The sequence below is a fragment of the Luteibacter sp. P4_E6 genome, from assembly GCF_056401535.1.
In genome coordinates, this window is record NZ_JBFUJE010000090.1 from 1 (window position 1) to 11,818 (window position 11,818).

The following is an 11,818-nucleotide window of genomic DNA, read 5'->3' on the forward strand; positions in this document are numbered from 1 at the left end:
GCTACATCGCGATGGGGCTCGGTCTTTTCCTCGTGCTTTACCTGCGGCTGCTGCCGGCGCTGCTCGCTGGCTTGCTCGTTTACGAGGTGGTGGTGTCCGTGGCACCCCTGATGGGTCGTCGATTGTCAGGCGATCGTGCGCGCGTGCTCGCCGTCGCCCTGGTCGCCGTCATCGTCGTCGGCCTACTGACCCTGCTCATCCTTGGTGGGATCAGTTTCTTCCGCAACGAAATCGGCAATCCCGAAGATCTGTGGCAGAACAAGCTGATGCCCCTGGTTGAGCGCGCTCGTGAGCAGATGCCCCAGGCGGTCGTCGCCCGCTTGCCGGAAAGCGTGGACGCGCTGCGCGTGACCGCGCTCGACTGGGCACGCAGCAATGCGGTGACCCTGCAGCTTGCAGGCAAAGAAGCGGCGCGAGTCCTCGTGCACATTCTCATCGGCCTCGTGCTCGGTGCGATCGTGGCGTTGAGTCGCACCCGGCCGTCGCACCAGGTCGGCCCGTTCGCGGCTGAGCTGAGCCTGCGCAGTGCCCGCCTGGCCGACGCGTTCCACAACATCGTGTTTGCCCAGATCAAGATCTCGCTGGTCAACACCCTCCTCACCGCCATCTACCTGCTCTGCATCCTGCCTTTATTCGGCGTGCACCTGCCGCTGACGAAAAYGCTGATCGTGATCACCTTCCTCGTGGGCCTCTTGCCAGTGATCGGCAACCTGTTGTCCAACACGGCGATCACCATCGTCGGCCTGTCGGTGTCGCTGTCTGTTGGCATCGGTGCGCTGGCCTTCCTCGTCGTCATCCACAAGCTCGAGTACTTCCTCAATGCCCGCATCGTCGGCAGCCAGATCCGGGCGCGTGCCTGGGAACTCCTGGTCGCCATGTTGCTTTGCGAAGCGGCTTTCGGGCTTCCGGGCCTCGTGGCGGCGCCGATCTTCTACGCGTACCTGAAATCTGAACTGGAAGCCGAGCGCTTGATCTAGCGTTCATCGCCGGCCTRCTGGAATCCCGCCAACTTCAAGGAGTGACAGCATGGTCAGTACGCCGGGCGATTCGCGCCTCATCCGCATCGCCACCTACGTCCTTGCGGCGTTGGCGCTCTGGGGCGTGCTCATGCTCCACCTGGTATCGGCCCTGCTGGCCGGTCTGCTGGTGTACGAGGTGGTCGAAGCGCTCACGCCGCTGATTCGTCGCGTCGTCCCCGGTGAGCGCGCGCGGCCGATCGCGGTCGGTTTCGTGGCGATCGTCGTGGTTGGAGCACTCATCCTGATTGTCGTCGCCGCGCTGGGCTTCTACCGCCGCGACATCGGTGATCCGCAGGAGCTTTGGGACGCCAAGCTGCTCCCGTTGTTCGACAAGGCCCACGAGCAGCTACCGGCCTGGCTCACCTCACGCCTGCCGGATAGCTTCGGCGACTTCCGCGAACGGGGAATGGGCTGGGCCCACGAGCACGCGGGCGATCTGAAGTTGATGGGCACCACGGCGGCGCGCGTCTTTGCGCACATCCTCATCGGCCTGGTGCTCGGCGCCATCGTTGCCATTTCGCATGGCTCAGGCGGACGTCCGGCGCGGCCGTTGTCGTTCGAGCTGTCGACCCGGGCGATGCGTCTTGCCGACGCCTTTCACAACATCATCTTCGCCCAACTGAAGATCTCGGCGATCAACACTACGCTCGCCGCATTGTTCCTGTTGGCTGGCTTGCCGATGTTCGGCATCCACGTACCGCTGGCCAAGACCCTGGTCATCCTTACCTTTGTCGTCGGGCTCCTGCCGGTGGTCGGCAACCTGATCTCCAACGTATTGATCACGATTGCCGGCCTGTCGGTGTCCTTGTGGGTGGGTGTCGCCGCGCTCGGCTTCCTGATCGTGGTGCACAAGCTGGAATACTTTCTCAACGCGAAGATCGTCGGTGGGCAGATCCGTGCGCGTACCTGGGAGTTGCTCATCGCGATGCTGGTGTTCGAGGCAGCGTTCGGGCTAGGGGGGTTGGTAGCCGCGCCCATCTACTATGCCTACCTGAAGAGCGAGCTCGAGGCCGAAGAGCTGATCTGAGGGGCGGAATCAGGTGCCGCCGGCGAGCATGGCGCGGATGCGCGCCATGTGGGTGGCGGCGGTTTCCATCTTCACTTCGGCATCGGCTTCGGGATCCTTGCCGTCCCAGTGGAGATCATCCTGCGGCAGTTCCTCGAGGAAGCGACTCGGATCGTTCGAGAGAACCTCGCCGTACTTGCGCGACCGGGCCGAGAACGACAGCGTCAGCATCTCCTTGGCGCGCGTGATGCCGACGTACATCAGTCGTCGCTCCTCGTCCAGGCGGCCTTCGTCGATCGCGCCTTCGTGCGGCAACGTGCCGTCTTCGCAGCCGACGATGAAGACGAAGCGAAACTCCAGGCCTTTTGCCGAGTGCAACGTCATCATGCGCAGGGCGTTGCCCGGATCGTCGCGGTCGGCATGACTGAGCAGGGCGAGCTGGGCAGCGATGTCGCCGGTACGGCCGCCGTCCTTGCTCATGGCACGGAACCAGTCGGCCAGTTCGCGCAGGTTGCCCAGACGGCGCTCGCGCAGCACTTCATCGGGCGTCGAGGCTGCGATCTGTGCGCCGTAGCCGGTCTTCTCGATGATCGTCTGGACCAGATCAGCGGCGCTGAGGTGGTTGGCGTCGCTGCGCAACTCGTCCATCAGGCGTGAGAAGTTCGCCAGGGCGGACGCGGGACGCGAGGAGATCGTCTTCAGTACGGTATCGCTGCGTGTCGCCTCGAGCAGCGAGGCATTGCGTGTCTGCGCCATCTGGCCGAGTTTCTCGAGCGATGTCGAGCCGATTTCACGCTTCGGCACGTTGACCACGCGAAGGAAGGCAGCATCATCGGTGGGGTTGGTCAGGAGACGCAGGTAGCAGAGGATATCCTTCACTTCCGCGCGATCGAGAAAGGACAGTGCACCACTGAGGTGATACGGCACCTTGGCCAGGCGCAGCGCCTTTTCCAGCACGCGTGCCTGGAAGTTGCCGCGATACAGGATGCAGAAGTCGTCCCACCGCGCGCCCTTTTCCTTGTACTTCTCGTGCAGGCTGGAGGCGATCGCGGCGATGCGTTCGGCCTCATGGTCGTTGTCCTTGCATTCCAGCACGCGGATCGGCGGCCCTTCGACGTGGTCGCTCCACAGCTTCTTGTCGTGGACGTGCGGATTGTTCGCGATCAGCTGGTTGGCGGCGCGCAGGATGCGCTTGGCGCAACGGTAGTTCTGCTCGAGCTTGATCACGCGCAGGTTGGTGAAGTCGCGCCCGAGCTGGTCGATGTTTTCCGGGTTGGCGCCACGCCACGCATAGATGCTTTGATCGTCGTCGCCCACGCAGGTGAAGCGTGCCTTGGGCCCGGCAATCGCCTTGAGCAGGCGGTATTGCGCGTCGTTGGTGTCCTGGTATTCGTCCACCAGTAGGTAGCGCAGGCGTTCCTGCCAGATGGCGCGCGCGTCGTCGTCGGTTTCCAGGATGCGCAGGGGCAAACGGATGAGATCGTCGAAATCCACGGCGTTGAAGGCGGCCAGGCGCTGCTGGTAGAGGTCGTAGATCGTCGCGGCTTCGATCTCGCGCGGGCTGCGTGCCGCGGCCATCGCCTCTTCCGGCGTGAGACCGCCGTTCTTCGCCTTGCCCACCAGGTTGCGGATGCCCTGGATCACTTCGGGTTTCACGCCCTTGGGCGAGAGCTCCTTGAGCATGTTGGCGCTGTCGTCGGCGTCGAGCACGGAGAATCCGCGGCGCAGCTGGGCGCGTTCATGCTCGATCTGCAGGAACTTCAACCCGAGCGCGTGGAACGTGCAGACGGTAAGCGCTTTCGCCGATTCGTCTGAAATCAGCTTGCTCACGCGCTCGCGCATTTCCTTCGCCGCCTTGTTGGTGAAGGTGATCGCGGCGATCTTCTCGGCGGCCAGGTGTCGGCGCGAGATCAGGTGCGAGATTTTTTCCGTGATGACACGGGTCTTGCCGGAGCCGGCGCCGGCCAGCACGAGGAGGGGGCCGTCGCAGTATTCGACAGCCGCGTGTTGCTGCGGATTGAGCATAGGGGATCGGCCGGACAGGGCAGCGGACGAGGTCACGGATGGTAGCAGGTGGAAACCCGTCGGCGGGGTTCCGGAACAGGCTCACGGGCCACGAGACCGGCCCTCGGCCCCCAGCGGTCGGGGGCTTGGCGGTACCATGTGCGGTCACGCACCGGAACGATCCGCATGGCCAAGCTTTACTTCTACTACTCGGCGATGAACGCCGGAAAGACCACCACGCTGCTGCAGAGCGCGCACAATTATCACGAGCGCGGCATGCGTACGCTCATCCTCACGCCAGCGTTGGACAATCGCTATGGCGAGGGCATTGTCGCTTCACGTATCGGCCTGCAGGCGCGGGCCATGCGATTTGCCGGGGACGAGAACCTGCTGACCATCGCGGAGCGGGACATCGACAGCCGTGGCCCCCTGCACTGCGTGCTGGTGGATGAAGCCCAGTTCCTCAGCAAGGCCCAGGTCTGGCAGCTCTCCGACGTGGTCGACAAGCTGGGTATCCCGGTGCTCGCCTATGGCCTGCGCACGGATTTCCGCGGCGAACTCTTCGAAGGCAGCAAGTACCTCCTGGCCTGGGCGGACAACCTCGACGAGATCAAGACCATCTGCCATACCGGCAAGAAGGCGACCATGGTGGTGCGCGTGGATGAGCATGGCCGGGCCGTGACCCAGGGCCCGCAGGTTGAGATCGGCGGGAACGACCGCTATGTCTCCGTGAGCCGCGCCGAATTCAAGAGCATCACCGGCGGCGATGGCCGTATCGAGCTGCAGCAATCCGTGCTGCCGCTCGGCGAAAGCGACCCAGACCAAGGAAAAAGCACGTGACCGAGACGACGAATACCGCCGCCGCATGGCCGCGACCGCACTGGCAGCCCAGCAGCGAGGAAGCCGTGCTGCTTTTCTTCGTGTTCGGCGCGTTCCCCGAAGATCTCGTGATCCCCGCGGCGCGCTACGGTAGCCCTGGCCTTCCTGACGGCGTGGAGCTCCAGCGCTTTCAGAACGCCGTGCTGGCGCGCTGGGAGGGCTACCCCCTCTCCGGCGCGCTCGGTGAACTGCTGAAGGAAGACAGCCCGGAAGCCTATGYCGCTGCGAAGGCGGCGCCGCACGTGATTGCCATTCGTGGACGTTTTCCCGATAGCGACCATCTCGACTATCTGCGCGACACCCTGGGTGTCGTGGCGGCGCTGACCGATATAGGTGGCAAGGCCGTGGTCGATCCGCAGATACTCTCGCTCTTCGACGCCGCCACCTGGCGCGAGCACTACCTGGTACAGGGCGGCGCCCCCACGCGACATCACGTGCTGATCCTGTGCAGTCCCGAGGAGACCAAAGGCCGCTCGTGGATCCGTACGCGGGGCATGCGCAAGTTCGGTCGTCCGGACATCAGCCTGACCAACGTGCCCGATAACCAGATCGATCGCGCGGGCGCGCTATCGGAACGATTTGTCGACCTGGGTGCCTTGGGCGCGCACTTCGAGCACCACCAGACGGTGGAAGTGGATGGCGTGAAGGGTGGCCTGACGGTCGAGCTGTCGGGTGACGAGAACGATCCGATGTTCAACAACTCGCACGCCGCCATGCGATGGCCCGACTGAAACGTTTTGGGTCGCGTGGCTAGCGCTGGCAGCGCGGGCAATAGAACGACGCGCGCTGCCCGAGCGTCACGACACGGACCGGCGTCCCGCAAACCTTGCAGGGCTCGCCGGTGCGTCCATAGACGAACAGCTCCTGGAAGAAATAGCCCGGCGCGCCATCGGGGGCGAGAAAGTCGCGCAGCGTGGTGCCACCGCGCGTGATGGCGTAGGCAAGGATGCGCTTCACCTCGTCGGCGAGCTTTGCATAGCGCACGCGCGACACCTTTCCTGCGGCGCGGCGCGGATCGATGCCAGCGGCGAACAAGGCTTCGCTCGCGTAGATATTGCCCACGCCGACGACGACGGCGTTATCCATCAGGAAGGTCTTCACCGAGGCGGTGCGGCCACGTGACAGCTTCCAGAGCAGGTCACCGTCGAAGTCGTCGGTGAGCGGCTCCGGCCCGATACCGTCGAGCAGTTCATGGGTTTCGCCTGGCATTTGCCAGAGCAGGGCGCCGAAGCGGCGTGGATCGGTGAAACGCAGGACGCGGCCCGTGTCCATGGCGATGTCGACGTGATCGTGCTTGCCGATCGGCGTTTCCGCCGGCAGTACGCGCAGCATGCCGGACATGCCCAGATGAAGCAGGGCCGTGCCGACCTCCGTGCGCAGCAGCAGGTATTTCGCGCGCCTGTCCACGGCATCGATAACCTGGCCGGGAAGGAGGGTGGATATCTCCGCCGGGATGGGCCAGCGCAGGTCCGGACGCCTCAGCACGACACCGGTCACGCGGTGTCCCTCAAGGTGAGGAGCGATACCGCGGCGGGTGGTTTCGACTTCGGGAAGCTCGGGCATGACCGGAAGATGGGGTGTTTCAGGTCGTCGGGCAAGCGCCAGCACGTGCGCTCATGGCACCGGCTTCAGGGTTGTCGGCAAGGCCTGGGTGCGTGGCGCACGGGGAAGTGCCTGTGCCGGGACGAAGGCGATGCGCTTTCCTACGCGCGCGTAGCGTTGCTTTCCCAGGGCGGTCATTTCGCCGAATTCGATGCGCGTGCCGTCGATCGTGAGCACGGCGATCGGTGGCGCCAGGCCAATCTTCACGGGATCGAAATCGCCAGCGGGCTTCCAGTCGGCTACGGGCGTCGCCGCCAGCGAGACCAGTTCCTCGGCGCGGCCTTCGTCGGTGGCCGTGGCATCGAGATTCACCCAGCGTCCGTTCCTGCGCTCGAACCGTTGATCGGGCAGGCCTTTGAGCGCCACGGCCATGTGTGTTGCCGCATCGGGATCGACCGACGTGAGCGTGTGCTCCTGAGCTTCCGCATTGTCGGCATGCCATTGCCAGCCGACGGCGGCGAGCAGCAGCACGAGGACCGCGATGGCAATGATCCGTCGCGTCACGTCAGCGCCTCCTTCGGCGCCATGCGATGCCCGCGCCGAGGCCTACGAGCAAAGCGGGCAGGGCGACCAGAAAGCCTAGGGTGATGGCATTGAGCCCGTCCTGCGAGAGCGAAATGACCCGGTCAGGCGCGCCGCGCGTTGGCAGGTCTACCAGAACGTCGTCGCCGAGCAGCCAGTCGACGATCCGCTCGCCGAGGGCGCGATTGCCGCCGTTCCCCAGGTAGGTGTTGGAAATGAAATCGCCATCACCGATGACGACGGCACGCTGTTCGCTTTTCGCCGGGCTCGGCGAGAGGCGGTTCAGCGCGAAGCCAAAATCCAGCGGACCTTTGAGTTCGCCGGTTTCCGGATGGAAGGCGATGGTCGAGGGCTTGTCGTTGTCGATGCCATCGAAGGCCGTCCAGCTGCGCTCGCCCGAGCGCAGGAAGGGCACGACGGCCCAGTCGTGGTCGGATACCTGGGCCAGCGCGGCGACTTGCGGAAACAGGCTGGTATCGCGGAAGCCGCGCGTGATCGCGTGGAAGGGGTAGTCACCGACCGCGACGACGCGAGGGTCCTTCACGTTGAGCGTGCTGCCTTGTCCATCGACCAATAAGCCGGGAAGAACGCGTATGCCGAGGACATCGGCAAGCGCGCCGGTACCCAGGTCCGCATTGCCTGGTTCGGTCAGCCAGAGGAGGTTGCCGCCGGAACGGACGTAGTCGACCAGCGCCGCGATGCTGCCTGCCGGCAACGACGCCGTGGGGCTGGCGAGCACGACGAGATCGGTGTGCTCGGGAACGCCCTGGGTCTGGCTGAAATTAAGCGGCACCGCGCGAATGCCACGACGTTCCACCTGGCCCATGAAGGTGCCGAGATCGGCGTTCGCTTGGCCGTCGGCCTGACGCTCGCCGTCGCCGGTGACGAAGGCGACGACGCGCTCGCCGCCGCGCGCGAGGCGCTCGAGTGCGTTGGAAAGGTTGCGTTCGTTGATCGGGCTTTCCACACGCTGTTCGCGCCCGGCATAGCGCACGAACAAGGCACCGTTACCGGCGATACCCATCTGGCGCGACGCGACGGGATCCAGGTCCGGGTCGACGAACGAGAGTGTCAGGTCCTTCTTTTCGCGTGTGTAGCGTTCCATCACGGCGGCGACCTGCTCGCGCAAGGGGCCGGTGGGCGATAGGTAGCCTACGACGTCGACGCGCCCCTTCAGCGTGTCGAGTACGGCAACGCTCTCGGGCGCGAGGCTCGCACGCGCGCCTCGCGTCCAGTCGGCGGTCCATACGTGACGCGAGCTGAGGAACCCGAGGCAGCCTGTCGCGACGACCAGGGCCAGCAGGATGAGCCAGCGATCGAGACGGCGCATTACTGACGCTCCCTGTCGCCGCCGAGGCGGCGCGTGGCGAGGATAAGCGACAGGGCAATCGCGAGTACGAACCAGATCAGGTCACTGGAGACGACGAGGCCGCGCAGCAGGTTCTGCAGATGCGTGGCCATGGTCAGCCATTCGAGGAAACCGCCGCTGATACCGGCAGCCTGCGCACCACGATCCACTGTCCACAACACCAGGGTCACGATGAGCGCCATGGCCGCCGAGATGGCCGGAAATGAAGTGGCCGCGGAGCAGGCCACGCCGATGGCGGCGAGTGTTGCCAGAAGCAGGGCTGTCCCGAGCGTCGCGGCGGCGAGCTTCCCCCAGTCGGCGGTGGATTCCGCACCGACCACCAGAGGCATCGCCAGGGTGGCCAGGAGCCAGAGACTCAGCCAGAGGAGGACGGCAAGGTATTTACCCAGGACGATCCGCCACGGTGCGAGTCCGGTCGAGGCGAGCAACGCAAGCGTACCGGTGCGGCGTTCGCCGGCCAGCAGCGACATCGTCATCAGCGGAACGACCAGGAAGGCCAGCTTGGCCAGTTCGGCCAGCAAAGGTATGGCGACCAGATCGGTGAAGCCCGGCGCATCCGCCATGCCAGCCAGTTTCACCTGATCGCCGAGGAACTGGCCGAGGCCGAGAACGAAGCTCCAGGCAAGCCAGGCAATCGTCAGGGCGGCGATCGCCCAGGCCAGAGGGCGCACGGTGAGCCGGCGCAATTCAAGTCGGGTCACGGCACCAAGGCTCATGGGCCTGCTCCCGTCGCGATGGCGAAGAAGGTGGCTTCCAGCGTCTTGCCGCCTGCCTTGTCGTGGAGCGGCGCGTCGTGGCGAAGGCGTCCCTCGTGCAGGATCGCCACCCGGTCGCACACAGCGACGACTTCACCGAGTACGTGGGTCGAAAGGATCACCGCCGCCCCGGCTGCCGCCCGCTCGCGAACCAGCTTGCGCAATTCGCCGGTCTGAACAGGGTCCAGCGCGTTGGCGGGTTCGTCGAGGATGATCAGTGCCGGATCGTGGACCAGGGCGCAGGCCACGCCGAGGCGCTGCCGCTGGCCCTGGGAGAGAACCCCTGCAAGGCGTCGCCGCATGTCGCCCAGCTGGAGGCGGACGATCATTGCATTGGCAGACTTTCGGGCCGCCGTGCGGGAAAAGCCGCGGAGGCGGGCAAAGGCCAGGAGATGTTCCTCCACTGACAGTTCGGGCCACAGGGGCGCAGCCTCGGGCAGCCAGCCGACCAGGGAGCGGGCAATGCCGGGATGCGTCACGAAATCGCGACCGTCCAGGGTGATGCTTCCCGCTTCCGGGCGGAGCGCGCCTGCGAGCATCGACAACGTGGTGGATTTCCCGGCGCCATTGACCCCTAGCAGGCCGAGGACTTCACCACGGTTCAGGGAAAACGAAAGGTCGGTCACGGCTGCGCGGCCGGCCCGGCGACGGGAGAGACCCGCCACGTTCAGGAGCGGAAGGTCGGTCATGCGCCTACGTCGCCGAACGGCGGGCTATTCGCAGGATTCTGTGCCCAACGTGCGGTCACGGCGGGTGGCTTCTGAACGGCTGGGAGGAATCTCATGGCGCGATTGTGCGCAAACGGCTCCGTTTCCCACAACCGCCGGCTTCACATTTTGCCGAAGAACGTGCTGGTGGGTATGGAAACAGGCGGTTAGACTGCCGATATACACTTGTACTTTCCCTTCACTCCCCGCGCGGTACCGACTAAATGCTCGACACCCTGCTCGATTTCCTGGCCAACGGTCTCTCCCGCGCAAGCTGGGGCGAARTGGTGGTCTATCTGCTCGTGCTGACGCAGCTCACCATTTTCACGGTGACCCTGTATTACCACCGGAGCGCGACCCATCGCGGCGTGGATTTCCACTGGACCCTCAACGGCTTCTTCCGTTTCTGGGGCTGGCTGACGACGGGCATGGTCGTGCGCGAGTGGGTCGCTATCCATCGCAAGCACCACGCCAAGGTCGAGACCGAGGAAGATCCGCATAGCCCGCAGGTGTTCGGGATCAAGAAGGTCTTCTTCGACGGCGTCGCCCTCTACCGTGAGGCCAGCTACAACAAGGCCGACATGGAGAAGTACGGTCGCGGCACGCCCGACGACTGGTTCGAGCGCAAGCTGTTCGGCAGCCACCCGTACTGGGGCCCGACCTTGATGGCGATCATCAACGTGTCGCTGTTCGGCGTGGTCGGCCTGGCGATCTGGGCCATCCAGATGATCTGGATCCCGTTCTGGGCCGCGGGCTTCGTCAACGGCATCGGCCATTGGTGGGGCTACCGCAACTTCGAGAGCTCGGACACGGCGACGAACATCTCGCCCTGGGGTTTCTGGATCGGCGGCGAAGAGTTGCACAACAACCACCATGCTTTCCCGAGCTCGGCGAAGTTCGCACTGCGCAAGTGGGAGTTCGACATTGGCTGGGCCGCTATCTGCACTCTCCGCGCCGTGGGCCTCGCCAAGGTGCTGCGCGTCGCACCGACCCTCAACATCCGTCCCAACGTGCACCTGCCGGACGCCGAGACCCTCAAGGGTGTGCTGGCGCTGCGCTTCCAGGCCACGACCGACTACTACCGCAACGTGATCCTGCCGACCATGCGCGAAGAAGTCAGTCAGGCGGGGGACAGCGTGAAAGCCGTGCCGCGTCGCGTGCGCCGTGCACTGGCCGATGGCGGCCGCTGGCTGGACAACGATGCCCGCGAGCGCATGCATGCCGCGCTGGCCAATCGCCCGACGCTGACCACGGTGTGCGAGTTCCGCGCCCGTCTGGTGGCGCTGATGGAAGAGCGTGGCGCGGATAAGGCGCTGAAGTCGCTCCAACAGTGGATTGTCGAAGCGGAGCAAAGCGGAATTCGCTCGCTGCAGCAGTTTGCTGAAAGATTGAAGGGATACTCGGCGGTGGGCGCGTAAGCGGTTCGCTCGCTGGTAGACAAAAGGCCCGCCACTGGCGGGCCTTTTTTTTGGTTCATCTCGCACCTCGCACCTCGCACCTGGCTCGCCTTCGCCGTCGCTTCGTACACTTGGGCGTCTCGCGGGGAGACCTTGGTGCCCACCCTCGCGGCTCAGACACGTCCTCCGCGTTCGCAAAGGAAAGGCCGCTCACGCGGCCCAYGTATCTATTTGGCCTACGGYCGCTCCACTTGTGCGGAACTCGCCTCGAGGGTGGACACCAAGGTCTCTCACGACGATACGGTCAGCGGGAAGGAGAGCCGTTGGYGTGGRTGTGGCCGCCCAAGCGGACCGTTACGGCGGKCGTGCTGGTACGGACGCTCCGGCTCGGTGAGCGCCTTCCTCGCCGCTGCGCTAGCTCGCGCGGCCGATCGCGACCAGCGCGCCAGGGTTGACCGTCTGGCGACGGCGACGAATCAGCAGCCGAAGCAGCGTTGCTTCGGCTCGACCCACACGAACCTCAGGGATGGGAAGAGCCTTCGGTGCCCACCCTCGAGG

The 11,818-nt window shown here is 65.1% G+C and carries 11 protein-coding genes; 5 read left to right on the top strand and 6 right to left on the bottom strand.

The features are described 5' to 3' along the window. Positions 1-11: 11 nt before the first annotated feature. Positions 12-977, top strand: a complete 966-nt coding sequence (locus AC1DT2_RS08035) for an AI-2E family transporter (RefSeq protein WP_477295741.1) — start codon at positions 12-14, stop codon at positions 975-977. A 49-nt stretch (positions 978-1,026) separates the two neighbouring features. Then, the gene (locus tag AC1DT2_RS08040) at positions 1,027-2,046 is read left to right on the top strand and encodes an AI-2E family transporter (protein ID WP_477295724.1); all 1,020 of its coding nucleotides are present in this window, start codon (positions 1,027-1,029) and stop codon (positions 2,044-2,046) included. Positions 2,047-2,055: 9 nt separating this feature from the next. Here AC1DT2_RS08040 and AC1DT2_RS08045 read toward each other — a convergent pair whose 3' ends face one another. Further along, complete coding sequence (locus tag AC1DT2_RS08045; RefSeq protein ID WP_063572073.1) at positions 2,056-4,050, bottom strand: UvrD-helicase domain-containing protein; 1,995 nt, start codon at positions 4,048-4,050, stop codon at positions 2,056-2,058. A gap of 165 nt (positions 4,051-4,215) precedes the next feature. Here AC1DT2_RS08045 and AC1DT2_RS08050 point away from each other — a divergent pair, with 165 nt between their 5' ends. Continuing rightward, positions 4,216-4,869, top strand: a complete 654-nt coding sequence (locus AC1DT2_RS08050) for a thymidine kinase (RefSeq protein ID WP_063572074.1) — start codon at positions 4,216-4,218, stop codon at positions 4,867-4,869. After that, positions 4,866-5,639 (top strand): hypothetical protein, encoded by a 774-nt coding sequence (locus AC1DT2_RS08055; RefSeq protein WP_477295727.1) that lies wholly within the window; start codon positions 4,866-4,868, stop codon positions 5,637-5,639. Before AC1DT2_RS08050 ends, AC1DT2_RS08055 begins: the two co-directional genes overlap by 4 nt. A 19-nt stretch (positions 5,640-5,658) precedes the next feature. Here AC1DT2_RS08055 and mutM read toward each other — a convergent pair whose 3' ends face one another. The 5 genes from mutM to AC1DT2_RS08080 are packed head-to-tail and all read right to left on the bottom strand — an operon-like array spanning position 5,659 to position 9,845. Then, positions 5,659-6,471, bottom strand: a complete 813-nt coding sequence (mutM, locus tag AC1DT2_RS08060; protein WP_477295729.1) for a bifunctional DNA-formamidopyrimidine glycosylase/DNA-(apurinic or apyrimidinic site) lyase — start codon at positions 6,469-6,471, stop codon at positions 5,659-5,661. Positions 6,472-6,522: 51 nt separating this feature from the next. Continuing rightward, positions 6,523-7,014, bottom strand: coding sequence for a hypothetical protein (locus AC1DT2_RS08065; protein ID WP_477295731.1), 492 nt, complete (start codon positions 7,012-7,014; stop codon positions 6,523-6,525). Position 7,015: 1 nt separating this feature from the next. Next, entirely contained in the window at positions 7,016-8,362 is a 1,347-nt protein-coding gene (locus AC1DT2_RS08070) for a GldG family protein (RefSeq protein ID WP_477295733.1), read from the bottom strand. Next, positions 8,362-9,117: an ABC transporter permease gene (locus tag AC1DT2_RS08075; RefSeq protein ID WP_477295735.1), complete on the bottom strand. Its 756-nt coding sequence runs from the start codon at positions 9,115-9,117 to the stop codon at positions 8,362-8,364. Before AC1DT2_RS08075 ends, AC1DT2_RS08070 begins: the two co-directional genes overlap by 1 nt. Continuing rightward, complete coding sequence (locus tag AC1DT2_RS08080) at positions 9,114-9,845, bottom strand: ABC transporter ATP-binding protein (protein ID WP_477295737.1); 732 nt, start codon at positions 9,843-9,845, stop codon at positions 9,114-9,116. The genes AC1DT2_RS08075 and AC1DT2_RS08080 overlap by 4 nt, the downstream gene beginning before the upstream one ends. A gap of 242 nt (positions 9,846-10,087) precedes the next feature. Between AC1DT2_RS08080 and AC1DT2_RS08085 the strand changes: the two genes are divergently transcribed. Continuing rightward, complete coding sequence (locus AC1DT2_RS08085) at positions 10,088-11,281, top strand: DesA family fatty acid desaturase (protein WP_477295739.1); 1,194 nt, start codon at positions 10,088-10,090, stop codon at positions 11,279-11,281. The last annotated feature ends 537 nt before the right edge of the window (positions 11,282-11,818 follow it).